Origin of the sequence: Staphylococcus sp. EG-SA-10, from assembly GCF_017151945.1 — a bacterium.
In the GTDB taxonomy this organism is placed as follows: domain Bacteria; phylum Bacillota; class Bacilli; order Staphylococcales; family Staphylococcaceae; genus Staphylococcus; species Staphylococcus aureus.
Window position 1 is genome coordinate 266,261 of sequence record NZ_JACVZJ010000002.1, and the last position, 17,726, is coordinate 283,986.

Genomic DNA, 17,726 nt, shown 5'->3' on the forward strand with positions numbered 1-17,726 from the left:
TTCTACCCTAAAATACATCTTGTATCATCGTTACAATTGGTATATTTTTCAATGTAAATTACATACATCTTCGATAAATAGCACACTACAACTCGTTAATCACTTTCTCTTGTTCACATCTCATTGCAAATTCAATATTGTTGTTACAAAATATCCATGAAGCAAGTTTATATTAAACAAACAACTCGCATAAAACAATTGTTATCCTTAAATTTTAACAAATTCTTAATAAATTTATCTCTATTTTAATCACGACCAAATTAATAGGTTTTCAATATAAAGAGACTTGTTAAATAAATGTTTCAGCAAATTCAATCTATGCTTACTTTCTTTCGTCCTCTAAATACACCTATAACAAGTAACAAAGCACCCATTACTAACAAGATAAACATACACAACCCCATTTGTAAGGAGGTTAAGAACACACCCAAGACAATCCCTAACCTCGCTAATGTTTCCGACATATGAATACCTAATGCATGAAAAGCACTATATGTCCCTCTTTTATCTTCTGGAATAATTTTAAAGCGTTGCTCTTCAAATATAGGCGAATAAACGATTTCACCTATAGTAGCAATCATCATGAATAAGATGAGCAAGCTAAATTGATTGAGATACGTGATTCCACTATAACCGACAATATAAAATAGTAAACTGAACACTAAAGCTATTTTAAAATCTATTTTTAATACAACTTTTGAAATAAAATACGTGAGTACAATGACACCAACAGTATTGGTCATGAGTAAAATTGCTAACATCTTTGCCCCTGTAATATCATAAGGACCTATGCTGATGGTCTCAAATTGATCTTTTAATCTAATTGCAATATACGAAGATGTTGAGAATTCACCCATCATTAAAATACTGAATCCTGAAATCATTAACATATAGTTTCGATCTTTTAAAACTGATTTATAACTACGCAACACTTTCAAAATATGAAATTGTTGATAAAAAGGCGTTTGCGCATTAGCAACAGTTCGTACTGATTGATTTTGGTCTTCTGGCAACCAAATATATAAAATCACCAGTACAATTAAAAAAATACATGCCGCGACTAAGAAAAGTATCAACATACTATGACCATAGATTAATCCACCTAACAAAGCTCCGATAGCAACCGATAAGTTCGTAATCCAATAACTCATTTTGTAAATGTAATGTTCAACATCTTCCGTTATTGCATCCATAATTAATGTATCCATAACTGGAAATTGCAAGCCCCAAACGATAGTGAATATAGCGTATGCAATGCAAAAGCAGATGATTTGCCATAGCTGGTTAGAGCTAAATATGCCCATTAACACTAACATAACAACCATCGTCAACTGATAAATCAGCACGAGAGCCTTTTTTGGAAATATTTCGATAATATAGCCAGAAATAATAGATAACGGAAACTTCAAAATCACTAAGACAACAAGATATATACCAACGATAGATTGATTTAACATATCAGTTAAATATAATGCTATAAATGGGATAAACGCTGTCGTAATAATCAATTGTAAAAAATTACTAATTAATCGTACTTTCAATGTTGTACTTAATCGCTTCATTGATGTCTACACCTCACTCGACATGTATAACAAGCTCAATATTTATGGACTCCTGATTTTTCACGTATTTTCACAAAAATTGTACATTTCACTCAAGACATACTCGTTCAACTTCTTAATACTTATTTAATTTATGACTATATAGCAGTAGTTGATGCGGGGGCCCCAACATAGAAGCTGGCGGAAAGTCAGCTTACAATAATGTGCAAGTTGGCGGGGCCCCAACACAGAAGCTGGCGGAAAGTCAGCTTACAATAATGTGCAAGTTGGGGTGGGACGACGAAATAAATTTTACGAAAATATCATTTCTGTCCCACTCCCAAGAACCACTACATAATAAATCATTTGTGACTCTTTATCATTTCTGTCCCACTCTCTAATTATATATTATTCCAGATGATTGAAATTTATCAATAATTGCGTAAGTGAACACATATGTGCCCGAACGTTGTATTATAATTCAGGCACTAAATTTTATATGCGTAATCGCAGTAAAAAACTACTACCATCTATAAAGCGGTAGTAGTTTTCGACGAATAGAATAATGCACCATCTTAATTCAGTTAGCTATTCAACTCTGCTTCAAGTTTACCTAAATGTCTTAATGTTGGTGTCAATGCTGCGAAGAAGAATCCTTCTTTTAACTTGCGAACTTGTGGTGAATATGGTGTATATGCTCTTGAGCCACCATTGACAACAGAAGCTTGATTCACATCTAGCAATAAATAGCCGATGTCCTTCTTCAATGATATTAATTCATTTAAATGTGAAGTTAAGTTACCGTCATCTAATATTGCATAATATTCCTCTCTAAGTTGACGATAACGTTTTTTAAAAGCTTCAACATCATACTCTAAATATTGATTTATTCCGTTTTGCGCATTTGAAAATGCATCAATTAACTCTAAAGAACTTTTAATTGAGCCTAATCCTATTGGAATTTGATAAGCAATAAATTGCGGGCGAATAGTTGCCGCAAACTGCTTCGCATCATGTGTGATAATTTGTGATTGTGGCACTACGACTTGATTCAATGTAATCTGATAAGTTGCCGAGCCGTTTACCCCTAAAAAATTTGTTTTTTCAACGAGAGTGATACCATCTTGATTGGCACGTAGAATGAACATGACAAATTCATCTGATGATTCATGCTTCGAAATCGCACCAAAATAATGGTCTTCTTGAATATTACTTACTGCTGGCATACGTCCACTGACAACCAATTGTCCATCAACATAAGTGTGTTCAAGATTCAACTTTTCTAAATCATTAAATGACTTCATCGGATTAGACAATCCAGTAGCACCTAATATTTCACCAGATAACAATTGTTGTTGTAAGTCTTTATTTAAATGTGGCTGCGCGGCATTTTCTAAATACGTTGAAAAAGCCAATTGGCACCATAAACAAAATCCTGTTGTCAAACAAGACTGCGATACAGCTTCGATTACTTCAGCATTTTTTCTCAGTGTCGCTTCACCAAAATAGCCATCTACAAATAATTGTTGGATAAATGTTCTCGGATAATACGTCCCTTCATCAACTTCTACTAAATGAGGATCTAATTGTTCTTTGATAAGCGTTTCTAAAGTCATCATCATCTCTCCTTATTCACCAAATCTTCTAAGTATAAACTGCTCAATATAACTAATGAATCGATCAATAATAAAACCAAATAATCCGATAAAGAATATTGCTGCTAAAACATCTTCTAAGTTCAACATATTTCGTGCATCAACGATTAAAAAACCTAATCCCGATTGTGCACCAATCATTTCACCAGAAACTAAAAATATCCAACTTGTTCCTACCGCCATATGTATCCCAGCCATGATTTGTTTAAATGCCCCGGGAAATAATATATTGCGATACAATGGCCACCCAGTTAAATTTAAATTTGCCGCTATTTTTAAATATTGCGGTTCAATGTCTCTAACGCCTTTAATGGTATTGAACACAATTGGGAAAAAAGCAGCGATAAAAATAATCGCAATCGCTGGCAAACTACCAATACCAAACCATAGAACAACAAATGGTGCCCATGCTATCGGAGATATCGGCCTAATCAATTGAAATAGCGGTTCGATAGCGTTGTATAGCCAACGATTCCTTCCAAGCAAGAAGCCCAATGAAATAGCAACCACCAATGCGACAACAAAGCCCGCTACAAATCTCCATAAACTAATTGCTAAATGTTGGAAAATTTCTCCAGTAACAATGAAAGTCCATATGCTTTTTCCTACAAGAGCAGGACCAGGTAACAATACAGGTTGGTAATGTCCAATAATAATGACCATTTCCCAAATGCCTAAGAAAATAATAAATGTGATAATAGGTAATATAATTTTATTAATTGTGAGACGTGTCATGAACGTGATGCCTCCTTATACAATGACGGTTCAACAAAGTCATCATATGCAGGTGGATTAAACAAATGATGTTGTTTTACCAATGTCGTAATTTCTTGATAGCCAGATGGCTTAATTGTTAAATCACCATAGGATGTCCATGCCGCTGACTGTGTTAAAACGTCACGACTTTGTTTAAAATGATGCGTCATAATGTCTACACTTTGCTTGTGATCATTCATTTTAAAGCCACACTTTTTATAATCTTGTACAAATGCTTGCGCTACATCCTTATGTTGATCAAGCAATTCGCCTCTCAGTACTAGCACACAGCAATACGCATCAGGTATAACGTCATCACCATGTTTCAAAGTCTTACCTTTGCCTAACTTTTCACCCAGTGCACCGAATGGTTCGGCTACAGAATACCCTGTAATTCTGTGTTCACTTAATGCGGCTGGCATCTCCGCTGGCGACATTTCATGATAGCTAAAATGACCCGGTTCAATCTTCAATTGTTTACGTAATTCCTCAAGTAAAAGATAATGCGTTGAATAACGATGTGGTATACCAAAATGGTAATCATCGCCATTATTATTAAATTCATTTAAGTGCATACCTTTTTGTCCCATAATGACATTGCCTTCATGATGACCCAATGCCACAGCCTTTATATTCGAGCCCTTCTGCCTTGATTTCATCGCGAGCTCTATCAAGGTAGATGCACCATCAATACGACCACTGTTTAATGCGTCCATTAAATCTGGCCAATTATTGAATTTAACTAATTCTAATTTATATTTCGGATGATTGTGTTGTGATAATAATTTTTTAGTCATCATCAAATTAGCTGAATGTGTAATCGGCAAATATCCAATTTTAATCACTTGCTGCTGTTGGGCATTTTTAGACGGTTCTTTAGACGTCCTTTGCCAATCACATCCTGTAATTATAAAGATTCCAATGATGACGATTATGCTTAACCTTTTCATCGTCACTCACTCCTTATAAATAATATTCAGGTTCAACTTGATGATGATTCAATGCAAATGTTTCCATAATATCATTACGAATTTTAAGTAGGTGGCTATCATTGCGACTGCGTGGATGTGATGCTGTAATATCATATTGCGAAATAATATTGCATCCTTCTCCTAATAGAACAATGCGGTCGGAAAGATAAATAGCTTCATCAATATCGTGAGTGACTAAGATAATAGTTGATTCCGTTTTGTGTTTTAGTTGCACTAGTTGATCTTGAAGTTTATAGCGTGTAAACGCATCTAATGCACCTAATGGCTCATCCATCAATATAACGTTAGGCTTATGCACATGCGCTCGACATAATGCTACACGTTGTTTCATACCTCCGGACAGTTGCTCGGGAAAATGCTTTCCTCTGCCTTCTAAATCAACTAATTTAAGCTGTGCGTTAATCTCTTCATCACTAATTTTCTGTTGGAATCCAATCCTAATGTTGTCATTAATCGTTTTCCATGGCAGCAGATTATGATGTTGAAATAGCATTAAACAATCTGGAGACGGCTGTTGTTTAATTTCGTTATCAATAATGACACGACCAGATGATGGATGAATAAATCCACCGATAATATTGAGTAAAGTAGACTTCCCGCAACCACTTTTTCCTATAAAAGTGACTATTTCTCCCTTACTAATGTCCAAATTAAAGTTATGAATTACTTTATGCAATCCAAAGTGATGTTGTAATTGTTGTATTTTAATCATGACAAGCCCCCTTTTATTCCCTACTATTTTAATAAGAATTAAATGTATATCTAAAGGGCTATGCCAAACACAGCCCTTAAATCGTGAATTGTTATATCTATAGATGATTATGGTTTGGTGCGAGCACTCTTATAACATAAGCGTTATTCAATTAACGACGTTATATTAATTTCAGCTCTACAAAATTTAATAAAATGATTGTTTTAGCCAATAATTGCATATAGTTCATTAGTTTCGCCATATCAACTACTTACATTTATAGCATTGAGCTATTCTAATTAACTGCCATCTCAAACCACGCCAAACCTATATACATATATCTCATCAACTTGTTGTCTTATTAAAGTTTTTCGATGCCATCAATCGGTGTATCAACTGCTTTGCGCGCGCGACGTACCGCTTCTTCATCAGGTGCGTTGTATAAACAAATACATTTAGACATATCTTCACATACATATGTGCGTTTAAATTCAACTTCCGGTACTTCTTCATAATGAATAGAATTTTTCTTTTTACGTGCTAAATACTGATCCATCGTAATACCTTCAGGAATGTTCCAAGTTACAAGGTAATCAACATGTGCATCACCATTTTTAACTTCATCTAAATCTTTACCAACTAAGCGTACTTCTTTGACTAATTGAATACTAATACCTGCTTTTGTTAAAAATTGTTTAGCTTCTGCTTCGTCATTTGCTTCCACAATAAAATAACCATGAGTTAAATTTTCAGTAGCTTGTACTTCAATTAATGTTGGAATTGTCTTCGTAGATAGTGATGCTGCCTTTGCTTCTAGTTCTTCTTTCGTTGATGCAAAATCAAGATTGTTAGCTTCTAATAAAAATAATGTCATTAATAAGACCTCCTATAACAATGGTTGAAAAAATATTACTACAATCCTTATCGGATTACAAGGATATTGAGCGATTTTTTTAAATATCTAGATAAAATTCTGTAAAATATATTTTCAAAGAGTATAAAAATAATGTTAGGGTATAAGTAAATAAACATATATATAGGGGGCTATCATTATGGATAAAGAATCCGTCGTAGCAAGTTTAGCAAGAAATAAAAAGATTGCTGTAGAAACAATGGCCGGTCAAAGATACATCATAGAACGCATTTTACATACAAATGATGAAAAACATATTCATATTTTGAAACCTAAAGATGTCGTGTTAGATGTAGATAGCATCAAAGAAATTGACGAAAATCATTTAAATGATGCAACATAATCCAAAACAAAACGTGCGCCTATGACATAGATTAATGTTTTAGGCGCTACAATGTTTTATTTATGTTAATTTGTCGAAGTATGGCTCATCTAATGGATTCAATTGCAAGTTTTCAATTTGCAACGTTGAATGTGCAATGCCATATTTTTCTTTCAACAATGATGATACTTGATCAATCGCTTGATAATCATCGCCCTCATATTTTTTATCTAACACAACATGGGCACTTAATGAATAATGCTCTGTTGTAATACTCCACAAATGAAATTCATGTACATCTAATATGCCATCTATGTTTTTAATATCTGCCATAATTTGATCAGTATCCAAATGTTGAGGCACACTTTCCATTAAAATCAACCACGCATTACGCGTAATTTTATAACCACCACGTAAAATGATGAGTGAAATTACAATACTAATGATTGGGTCGATGATGCGCCATCCTGTAAAGTAAATCAATACAACTGCAACGATGACACCAATAGAGTTCAATAAGTCTCCCATGAAATGCCATAATGCACTTTGAATATTGATATTGTCTTCTTGTTTTAAAGACCTTACAAGGATAATAGTCAAAATAATATTGACGAGTAAACCAATACTAGCAATCATAAACATAATGCCACTTTCAATTGGTTGCGGATAAATAATACGTACAATAGCTTCATATAAAATCCAGATTGAAATGACAATTAATGCTAAACCATTTAAAAATGCAGCTAATATCTCAAATCTTAAATATCCAAATGTATATCGTGCAGTCGGCTTCTTACTTGCAAAATAAATGGCCAACATGGATAAACCAAGTGCTAATACATCACTAAGCATATGAAATGAATCTGACAGTAATGCCAATGAATTAGATACTAAACCTCCGACAAATTCAATCACTGTAAATAACAATGTGATGATAAGTGATGCCCACAGCGTCTTTTTAGAACTTTGTTGAATTTTTTGATGATTGACATGATGAAAATATTTGTATCTGTTTATCGTATTCGCCTTTTTCCCATTCATACGTTTGCCACTCCTAAATAAATGCGTCGTATTTAATATTGTCGCTTTTAAAAATAATTCTTTATAGCTTCTCAGATTAATATTAATGCTTCCGTAATTAACCATGATTTATACACCATCGTTCTTCACATGACAACTCATTAATCTTTACCCTTTATACCTTTATGTAATATCACCTTGGAAAAACTTTTACAGCACACTCGCTCTTTGCTTTATCCCTATCATATAGAAATTTTTAATAATGTACGAGATTATTGTGTTAGTTACATAAAAATGACAAAAAAGCATCTCAAATTTATTGTTTAGTTTCATTAAGTTCAAAAAATCGCAATAGCTTTAATGATTGTTCCACATATTAAAACAAACGATGACTTTGCATATAGAACTTCACATTTCTAAATCACCACAATTAATAAACAACTCTGTCTTTATAATAGCCGCTCGCAAATTAGCATAATTAAAAACAGCAGTATGATGATTTGCAATTAAAAACCATCCTACTGCTATTATTTTAGTCATTATATCCTAATATCATTATGCATGTTCCTAAATATTTTGTTTCGCTTAAAATCTAAACAACTCCGTAAACATGTTAAGACTTACCGCTAGACTGACCTACGAACACGCCTCAAAAATGATATTGATTCTAGTACAAACCTTTTAAAGCGTTGCTTGTATCAATATAAATATTTTTAACTTGTTGATAGTTACTTAACGCACCTTTATAAGTTTCTCGTCCGATACCTGATTTTTTATAACCACCAAATGGTGCACCTTCTGGTACTTGGTTGTAAGTGTTAATCCAAATACGTCCTGTACGAACAGCTTTAGCAATATTTAATGCACGTGTGATATTTTGAGAAAATACGCCGCCAGCTAAACCATACTCTGAATCATTAGCTATATCAATTGCTTCTTGATCATCCTTCACTTTAATCACTGTTAAAACTGGTCCAAATATTTCTTCTTGCGCTAATTTATGATGATTATCTGGCACAGCAATTAATGTCGGTTCAAAGAAGAATCCTTTATCTAACCCATTTTCAGTTAAGCGATGACCACCTGCTAAAATTTGTGCATCTGATTCTTTTGCTGCATCAATATATGATTGAATTTTATCTAATTGATCCTTACCAGTTTGACTACCCATTTGTGTAGCTTCATCTTGTGGGTCTCCAACTTTAATATTTGAAAATGCCTCTTGTAAACGTGGCACCAATTGATCATAAATTTTTTCATGAACTAATAATCGAGAACCTGCACTACATACTTCACCTTGGTTGAATAAAATACCTAACTGAATACCTTCAACTGCAAGGTCTAAATTAGCATCATCCAATATGATATTGGCGCTTTTACCACCAAGTTCTAATGTAGCAGGTACTAGATGTTTTGCTGCAGCTTCGGCAACTTGATAACCTACATCAGTTGAGCCCGTAAATGATAATTTATCTACACCATCATGATTGAAAATTGCATTACCTGATTCTGAACCTTTACCCGTTAGTATATTGACAACACCTTTAGGTAATACCTCTTGGAAAATTTTAGCAACTTCCAATAAACTTAATGGTGTTGAAGACGAAGGTTGAATCACAATTGTATTACCTGCAGCAATGGCTGGCGCAATCTTCCATGCAGCTAATAGCATTGGGAAGTTCCAAGCAACAACAGCACCTACGACGCCAATCGGCTCATGACGTACGATACTCATTGTGTCTTTATCGATATCATTCACTGTACCTTCTTCTGTTTCAATAACACTTGCGAAATAATGGAAATGTCTTGCAGCAAATGGAATATCAATTGCTGTTGTCTCACGAATCGGTTTACCATTATTTAATGTTTCAATCATTGCAATTTTATCTTTTTGTGCCATTAATTTATCACCAATATCACGCAACATTTGTGCACGTTCTGATTTAGAAGTTAATGACCATGATTCAAATGCCTCTTGCGCCACTTCGACTGCATGATCGACATCTTTATCTTTTGCTCTTGTAATATGTGATAGTGTTTCTCCAGTTGCTGGATTAGTCACTTCGATTGTTTCGTCACTGCTACCTTTAACAAATTCCCCATTGATAAATAAACCATAATTCTCTGCAATATAATCTCGAACGTTTACTGCCATATTATCTCTCCTTTGTTTATTGGCTATAATATAAATCTCTTAGCATCATATTTAATAATGCTTTTAAACGATATGATTCACATTATATAGTAAGCGTTTACATTTTATAAAATAATCAGCTCACAGAAGTCTCATTTTTAAAACTTTTGCGTCGTTTTTGCACATAAAAATAATCTTATTTTCGAAAACATATTGCACTTTTCAAAAATAAAACACATAATATAACTATAATACTTGAGAACAATTCTCATTAAATAGTTTGGTTGTTATGAAAGTCGCGCTTAAAATGCGTTAATGGGACAAGGATAATTCAACAACGTTTCATTTTACTGAGTCATTGCACTTATCATACACATTATATTTAGCATGATTTATATTACTAAAACAATATTACATGCGCATTAGTACTAGAATGGAGTTTTTTCAATGCGACTTATTTTAATCGTCATTGGCTTAATATTTACAGCGCTTGGTATTGCAGGTGCCGTATTACCTTTACTGCCAACGACCCCTTTTTTACTCGTAGCAGTTTTTTGTTTTGCTCGAAGTTCAGATCGCTTTTACAATTGGCTTATTAATCAAAAAATTTATAAAGAATATGTAGAAAACTTTTATTTACATCGAGGCTACACGCTACAACAGAAAATTAAAATTTTAATTAGCTTATACATTGTAATAGGTTTTTCAATTTATATGGTGGATGTTCTTGCAGTCCGTATAGGATTAATCATAATGGTTATCATACAAACCGCTGTACTCTTTACATTTGTAAAAACATTACCCAAATCAAATAATAAAATAGAGGAGTGATTGCCCATGTTTATGGCAGAAAATAGATTACAATTACAAAAAGGCAGTGCGGAAGAAACGATTGAACGTTTTTACAATAGACAAGGTATTGAAACTATTGAAGGCTTCCAACAAATGTTTGTCACTAAAACATTAAATACCAAGGATACAGATGAAGTTAAAATCTTAACTATTTGGGAATCTGAAGATAGCTTTAATAATTGGTTGAATTCCGATGTATTTAAAGAAGCTCATAAAAATGTACGTTTAAAAAGTGATGACGATGAACAGCAAAGTCCAATATTATCAAATAAAGTATTCAAATATGATATTGGCTACCACTATCAAAAATAAACATATTAAAAACCCCTAGTCACCGCTGGTTGTCTAAACCAACTTCATGATTAGGGTTTTTTTATTATTTGTGACGTAAAGGTACGAATTCATCCGGCTTGTCTGAACGCAATCCAAAATAATATTCTATTGCTTCACAAATACGTCGTGATGCTTGTCCATCACCATATGGATTATTCGCTTGACTCATACGTTGATACGCTTCATCATCCTCAATCAATTGTTTCACATTTCGAACAATATTGTCATAATCTGTGCCAATTACTCTCGATGTTCCCGCCTCAACGCCTTCGGGACGCTCTGTATGATTCCTTAATACCAACACAGGTTTTCCAAATGTAGGAGCCTCCTCTTGAATACCACCAGAATCTGTCAGCACGAGGTACGATTGATTTGTAAAATTATGGAACTCAATCGCATCTAATGGCTCAATTAATTCAATCCGATTTCTCCCAGATAAATATTTTTCGGCAATCGCTCTTACCTTTGGATTACGATGCATTGGATAAATGAAGACAACATCTTTATATTCATCTGCCAAATCTCTTACTGCTTTAAAAATCTGATGCATCGGTTCCCCAATATTTTCACGACGATGCGCTGTTAGTAAAATAACTTTCTTACCTTTATGTTTATTAATAATCGTTGAAACAAAATCATTTTGAACTGTTGTTGACAATGCGTCAATAACTGTATTTCCAGTAATAAAGATACTCTCTTTGTCTTTGTTTTCAAAAAGTAAATTTTTAGCTGCAATTACTGTTGGCGCAAAATTCAATTCAGCAATATTACTTACCATGACTCGATTTAACTCTTCAGGAAATGGTGAGTATTTCTGATGTGTTCGAAGTCCAGCTTCTACATGTCCGACCGGAATTTGATGATAAAATGCTGCCAAGCTTCCTACAAAAGTCGTTGTAGTATCACCATGTACTAAAATCATATCCGGCTGTTCCTCATTAATGATGCTATCAAGTTTAGCAAGCGCATTCGCCGTAAGGCCCGCTAACGTTTGTTGATCTTGCATAATATTTAAATCATGATCAGCTTGAATATCAAATATACTTAACACACTATCTAACATATCTCTATGTTGTGCTGTAATCACAATGTTCGCTTCAAAGTTCCCATTATGATCAATTTCTTTTACTAATGGTGCCATTTTTATTGCTTCGGGTCTCGTACCGAAAATAACCATAATTTTTTTCATAACATTATCCTCTCTGAAGTTCAAACACATGACAGCTTATCTTTCCTTAATCATGTATGTCCTAGTTTGACACATTTTATTTGTCGATAAAATTAAATATATTGCCATAATTATAATACGATACATCTTCAAATGATGATTTCACAACGTTTTTTGTATCAAAAATCACTTTATGCTTCATTTTATCAAAATGACTGTCCGATAAATTTTTAAATTCTGAGTGGTCACTTAAAATCAATACTAGCGATGCGTCTTTGACAGCATGTGACATATCATGTTCCACAAAATCTAATTCAACATGTGGATCATAAGCACATACTTCTATGTCTGGTTCTTGATTTAATAGCTCATAAATATCAAATGCTGGTGATTCTCTTATATCATCAACATCACCTTTATAAGTTAAACCAAATACTGTGACTTTATTCCCGCTCAACGCTTTGATGATTTGCTTCGTTGTATCAACAACATAGGCCGGCATTGAATTATTAATTTCACGTCCAGTTTGAATTAACTTTGCATTTTCAGGGTCTTTAGCAATAATAAAGTACGGATCAACAGCTAAACAATGACCGCCTACACCTGGACCAGGTTGATGGATATTAACACGCGGATGTTTGTTTGCCATTTCAATCACATCTAATACATTAATATTTAAGTTATTGCAAATTTTTGTTAATTCATTAGCTAAAGCAATATTCACGTCTCTATATGTGTTTTCCATTAGCTTACTCATTTCAGCAGTACGTGCATCTGTTTCAATCATTTCTCCCTGAACGAATGTGCGATAGACACGTTTACCCGCTTCAATACAAGCTTTAGTCACACCGCCAATGATGCGATTGTTATGAACTAATTCTTCTAAAATTTTTCCTGGCAGTACACGTTCTGGACAATGTACTAAATAAATATCTTCACCTATTGTAAACCCTAAATTTTCAATGACTGGTTTTACAAAATCATCCATCGTTTTGGGCGCAATTGTCGACTCTACAATAATGGTATTTCCTTTTTCTAAAAATGGTAAAATACTATCTAATGCACGCATAACTAGCGAAATGTCACATGACCGGTACTGATCATCATTATTCGGCGTCGGAACGGCAATGATAAAAACATCAGATGCTTCTGGCGTTGTAGATACCTTCAATTTTCCCGATGACAGTACCTCTTCATAAACCTCTTGTAATCCAGGTTCTTCAATACTAATTTGACCACTTTGTAACTTATCAATCCTTTGCTGATTAATATCAACACCAAGCACATCGACGCCATGCTTTGCAAACATAATTGATGTTGGTAAACCAATATAACCTAAGCCAACTACTGTTAACTTCATACTATAACCTCCAAATAAAACGATTTGTATGTTGATTTTATTTAATAGATGACTTATGCCTTATCTTTGGTTGTCGTTTCATCCATGATGTCCGCAATAACAAGTGACATTTTTCCAGGAATAACTTCAAGCGCATTATTATTTTCATATAACGTATTGCTGTATGTTAAATTGCCGAATAATTTTCTAAAGACCGACAATTTATTAAAATACTTATTTAGCATTGAAGGCATGTTGATCAATACCGTTTTACGATGTGATTGGCGACGTATTTCATACATTACTGACGATGTATCAAAGTAAAAACTATCTTGAGGATGATACACTCCTGTCACTTCTAATGATATTAATTGATCAATAAATGCTGTCAGATGTTTAATATATAATGCACTCCGCTGATTGTTAATATTTGGAATGATTGGCAATCGCTTTGACAATTGCATTAACCGTTGGAAATTTCCTGGGCAATGTGCACCATAAATCATTGGTGGTCTCACAATTGCTACTTTAAACGAATCACTGATCAACTCTTGTAATGCTTGTTCAGCTAACTTTTTGGAAATACCATAATTGGTCGTAGGGTTCATTGGTGTTTGTGTATCAATTTGATCTGATTTACCAACCTGACCTTCTTTTCCATAAACTGCCATAGTACTCATAAAAATAAATTGTTTAACGTCTTCAGCTTTAGCCTTTTGTGCCAATTGTTTCGTAAGCAACATATTCACTTGCATATAATCAGATAGCCTTGCTTGAGGTGAATTGTTGTGAACCAAAGCTGCTGTATGAATTAAAACATCATAACCTTTGAACGAGGTCGACTTCCATAATTGATTCCTAACATTAATTTGATCCACTTGATGTCCTTGTTCAATAAGCTTATCTTTTAAAGCATTACCGATATATCCATGTACGCCTGTAATTAAAATATTTTTTCTCATTAGTGATGCACACCTTCTGAAGTAACGATATTTTTAATTGTTTTATATATGATATACATATCAAGCATCATAGATTGATGTGTTAAGTAATAATGATCATACGCTACTTTTTGATCATCAGTAATATCATCTCTCCCCATCACTTGAGCTAGCCCTGTTACACCTGGTCTAATCGTATGCACGTTCGCTTTTGTACGTTTTTCGATTAATTCGTATTGATTATAAAGAGCTGGTCTAGGACCTACAATTGACATTTCTCCTTTTAAAACATTCAATAATTGTGGCAATTCATCAATAGAGGTCTTACGAATGACCTTCCCTGTCTTTGTTATATACGATGTTGAATCCATTAAATCAGTTGCAACATTAGGTGTGTCTATTTTCATTGATCTAAACTTATAAATATTAAACAATTCATTATTAATCGTCGGTCTTTTTTGTTTGAAAATGGCTGGTCCAGGTGATTCCATTTTAATTAGTAATGCTGTAATTAACAGAATCGGACTTAAAACTACTAAACCATAAATTGAACTCACTACATCGAATAATCGCTTCATAATTATCTCCTCACTTCAACAGATTGTAATACTTCATAGTATTAATTTCTCTCGTATATTTATCTTTAAACAGTTGATGTGCGCGCTCACCCATCTCGTGCAATTCCTTACTCGAGTGAGTGTTGATGAAGTTATAAATGGCATGTGCATCGCCATTATCAATTTGGATACCCGCATCATATTGTTCAACATGTTGAACGATATCAGATTGCTTATCCATGATGAGTACCAACGGCTTCTTAGCTGCAAGGTAGCCATAATTCTTGCTCGGCACGCCTAAACCAACGCCTTCTTTAATCAGTGATGCAATACATACATCCGCAATTTTTAATACGTCAGCATAGTCTGTACCTGTTAAAAACTCAAACATTTTAACATTTTCAATACGATGGTCTTCTATTGCCGTTTTGACATCTGCAAATTTCTTACCATGACCACAAAGTATTGTTAACGTTTGAGGCTGATCCTTATTTAATTTTAAAAATGAGATAAGTGTCTCCGTATCCTGTAACTGCCCCATATTACCGCTATACAATATAATCTTGTCGTATTGCTCACGGTAATCTTTAAATGTGTCATTATAGATATGATTGTCTTGTAACTGACGCATGTCATACCAGTTAGGAATCACATGAATATTGTCAGGATTTTTAGAAATTTGATGATTTACTAAGTAGTTTTTCATTTCCGTACCAAGGACAATGACATTTTCAGCATTCTTGTAGACATGTTTATTAATGTAACGCATCAGTTTATCAATCATGCTACCTGGACGTGTTGCACCTGTCTTAATCGCATTATCAGGTGCTATATCATACACCACAAAAGAATATTCTTTCTTAAACAGTCTGTGTAGAACGTCTGGTATTAATGGCAAGATTGGTGGATTAGAGTAAACAAGAATCTGATCATATTTCAACATTTTAGGTATATTAATTACGAATTTTGAAAATAAACTAAAGAAATTGATGATCCTTCCAACCTTACTTTTGTTATTAAACCTCGAATACTTGAGACGTCGAATGCGAATACCACGATGCATCTCGGTTTTAGAAACCTGTTTATGATTACTATATTCATATGGCCATCCACACATGACATCGACATTAATGTGATTCGCAATTAAATCTTCTGCCAATTGTGTTGGTAACGTCGCAGAAGATACATATTCCGGATAAAAATACTGACATAAAATCAAAATCTTTTTTTCACTCATCTAATCGACGTCCTTTTTATTAATGAATTTAGACTAAGAATTTTTGAACTGCTTATTTTTAGCAAAATAATAGAGTGCTATGAAAAATATCATGTACGATAGGATTAAAACAACTGTATTAATAGATACAAAGTTTAAAAAAGTTAAATTAAGCATTTTTGATATAACAAATGTTACAGTAGTACCTATTAAAAATAACGCTTGTAGTATTAATTCTAACTGTTGTTTTTGTAATACAATCACAGAAAGTGATACCGTTGATACAATCAGCCTGATAACAAATAATGGGATAACAATTTTTATAACTGTAATTGCGTCAACCCAGCTGTGTCCTAATAATATATTGACTAATTCTTCACTGAACAAATAAAGTGGCACATAAAGAATTATAGAAACTATAACCAGTATGGAACTAAATTTAAGTAATAAATTTCGGAAGTTACCATGCTCAATATAATAGTCATTAGCTTGTTGCATAAATATTTTTGATAACCCTAAAGAAATAATTGTCACTGGTATTCCTAGTACTCTTATGGCCATACCATAAATACCTACTTCTGTATTGGTATACAAAATACCTATAAAGAACACAACAACCGAGAAAGACAAACTATTTAATAATATTGATGGTGTTGAATAAACTAACTGATTTTTATTTTCTAAAAATAATGCTTTAGTTTCTTCTTTATCTCTCACAATATTAAAGTGCTTTTTAAACGTTTTATATCCTAGTGTAATGCCTGCGATATAGGATAATGAAAAACCAATAATTAATCCTAGACTTCCTAATGCTAAAAGTCCGAAAATGATTTGAAGTAAAGCCATTGATCCAGCTCTAAACACATTAATCAAACTTAACACTTTATATTTTCTTTCCTTATTTAGATAATTTGTAAAAATGTTTGTTAAACTTACCAAAAACAACATAATAATAATGAAAATAAAATCTAATATAAAGTTTGGGTATAACCATGCACTAATCGCAAATATTGGTATCAGTATTAATAAAATAAGCAATGATATCAAAAAACTGATTTGTGAAAGTATATTAGCACTACGGTCATTTTTGGTATTCACAATCAACAAATCGTATCTTGCATTTATTATTGGTATTAAAATCATTGCGATATTTGAAAAAATTGTAAACTCACCAAATTCTGTAGGTGAATATAGTCTTGTAATAATTGGGGTAGTGATGATTAATATGACTTGAGCGATGCCACTGCTTAAAATCATTAAGAACGAATCGCCAATAAATTTATTTAATCTCATAAT

17 protein-coding genes are annotated in these 17,726 nt (G+C 33.3%); 3 read left to right on the forward strand and 14 right to left on the reverse strand.

The window, feature by feature from the left end; translation table 11 throughout:
- Positions 1-311 precede the first annotated feature (311 nt).
- The 6 genes from IDG45_RS03265 to IDG45_RS03290 form a co-directional block, all read right to left on the reverse strand.
- Positions 312-1,562 carry an MDR family MFS transporter gene (locus IDG45_RS03265; RefSeq protein ID WP_000826844.1) on the reverse strand — a complete coding sequence of 417 codons (1,251 nt, stop codon included), beginning with the start codon at positions 1,560-1,562 and terminating at the stop codon, positions 312-314.
- 563 nt (positions 1,563-2,125) lie between these two features.
- Positions 2,126-3,157, reverse strand: a complete 1,032-nt coding sequence (locus IDG45_RS03270) for an acyl-CoA dehydrogenase family protein (protein ID WP_000171660.1) — start codon at positions 3,155-3,157, stop codon at positions 2,126-2,128.
- 12 nt (positions 3,158-3,169) lie between these two features.
- Entirely contained in the window at positions 3,170-3,931 is a 762-nt protein-coding gene (locus IDG45_RS03275) for an ABC transporter permease (protein WP_000197559.1), read from the reverse strand.
- Positions 3,928-4,902: an ABC transporter substrate-binding protein gene (locus tag IDG45_RS03280; RefSeq protein WP_111063693.1), complete on the reverse strand. Its 975-nt coding sequence runs from the start codon at positions 4,900-4,902 to the stop codon at positions 3,928-3,930. Before IDG45_RS03280 ends, IDG45_RS03275 begins: the two co-directional genes overlap by 4 nt.
- A gap of 13 nt (positions 4,903-4,915) precedes the next feature.
- A complete protein-coding gene (locus tag IDG45_RS03285; RefSeq protein WP_000590836.1) occupies positions 4,916-5,656 on the reverse strand; it encodes an ABC transporter ATP-binding protein in 741 nt (246 codons plus the stop codon).
- A gap of 340 nt (positions 5,657-5,996) precedes the next feature.
- Complete coding sequence (locus IDG45_RS03290; RefSeq protein WP_000171924.1) at positions 5,997-6,509, reverse strand: DUF4242 domain-containing protein; 513 nt, start codon at positions 6,507-6,509, stop codon at positions 5,997-5,999.
- 178 nt (positions 6,510-6,687) lie between these two features.
- On the opposite strand from IDG45_RS03290, the gene IDG45_RS03295 reads away from it, so the two are divergent.
- A complete protein-coding gene (locus IDG45_RS03295; protein WP_000356963.1) occupies positions 6,688-6,891 on the forward strand; it encodes a hypothetical protein in 204 nt (67 codons plus the stop codon).
- A gap of 60 nt (positions 6,892-6,951) precedes the next feature.
- Here IDG45_RS03295 and IDG45_RS03300 read toward each other — a convergent pair whose 3' ends face one another.
- Together IDG45_RS03300 and IDG45_RS03305 are read right to left on the reverse strand one after the other, a co-directional pair.
- Positions 6,952-7,911: a cation diffusion facilitator family transporter gene (locus IDG45_RS03300; RefSeq protein WP_001013481.1), complete on the reverse strand. Its 960-nt coding sequence runs from the start codon at positions 7,909-7,911 to the stop codon at positions 6,952-6,954.
- 646 nt (positions 7,912-8,557) lie between these two features.
- Positions 8,558-10,045, reverse strand: coding sequence for an aldehyde dehydrogenase family protein (locus IDG45_RS03305; RefSeq protein ID WP_000290388.1), 1,488 nt, complete (start codon positions 10,043-10,045; stop codon positions 8,558-8,560).
- Between the two features lie 426 nt (positions 10,046-10,471).
- On the opposite strand from IDG45_RS03305, the gene IDG45_RS03310 reads away from it, so the two are divergent.
- Both IDG45_RS03310 and isdI read left to right on the forward strand, forming a co-directional pair.
- Positions 10,472-10,855, forward strand: a complete 384-nt coding sequence (locus IDG45_RS03310) for a YbaN family protein (protein WP_001237003.1) — start codon at positions 10,472-10,474, stop codon at positions 10,853-10,855.
- A 6-nt stretch (positions 10,856-10,861) separates the two neighbouring features.
- Positions 10,862-11,188 (forward strand): staphylobilin-forming heme oxygenase IsdI, encoded by a 327-nt coding sequence (isdI, locus tag IDG45_RS03315; RefSeq protein WP_000480604.1) that lies wholly within the window; start codon positions 10,862-10,864, stop codon positions 11,186-11,188.
- 64 nt (positions 11,189-11,252) lie between these two features.
- Here isdI and cap8P read toward each other — a convergent pair whose 3' ends face one another.
- The 6 genes from cap8P to cap8K all read right to left on the reverse strand — a co-directional run bounded on the left by cap8P (position 11,253) and on the right by cap8K (position 17,723).
- On the reverse strand, positions 11,253-12,398 hold the full coding sequence (gene cap8P / locus IDG45_RS03320; RefSeq protein ID WP_000723456.1) for a type 8 capsular polysaccharide synthesis protein Cap8P: 1,146 nt from the start codon (positions 12,396-12,398) through the stop codon (positions 11,253-11,255).
- A gap of 76 nt (positions 12,399-12,474) precedes the next feature.
- Positions 12,475-13,737: a type 8 capsular polysaccharide synthesis protein Cap8O gene (cap8O, locus tag IDG45_RS03325; protein ID WP_000779486.1), complete on the reverse strand. Its 1,263-nt coding sequence runs from the start codon at positions 13,735-13,737 to the stop codon at positions 12,475-12,477.
- Between the two features lie 53 nt (positions 13,738-13,790).
- Complete coding sequence (gene capN, locus IDG45_RS03330) at positions 13,791-14,678, reverse strand: capsular polysaccharide type 5/8 biosynthesis epimerase CapN (RefSeq protein WP_001230692.1); 888 nt, start codon at positions 14,676-14,678, stop codon at positions 13,791-13,793.
- Entirely contained in the window at positions 14,678-15,235 is a 558-nt protein-coding gene (gene cap8M, locus IDG45_RS03335; RefSeq protein WP_000825098.1) for a type 8 capsular polysaccharide synthesis protein Cap8M, read from the reverse strand. Before cap8M ends, capN begins: the two co-directional genes overlap by 1 nt.
- A gap of 10 nt (positions 15,236-15,245) precedes the next feature.
- Positions 15,246-16,451, reverse strand: a complete 1,206-nt coding sequence (gene cap8L / locus IDG45_RS03340) for a type 8 capsular polysaccharide synthesis protein Cap8L (protein WP_001291012.1) — start codon at positions 16,449-16,451, stop codon at positions 15,246-15,248.
- A 33-nt stretch (positions 16,452-16,484) separates the two neighbouring features.
- Positions 16,485-17,723, reverse strand: a complete 1,239-nt coding sequence (cap8K, locus tag IDG45_RS03345; protein WP_001238809.1) for a type 8 capsular polysaccharide synthesis protein Cap8K — start codon at positions 17,721-17,723, stop codon at positions 16,485-16,487.
- Between the last annotated feature and the right edge of the window lie 3 nt (positions 17,724-17,726).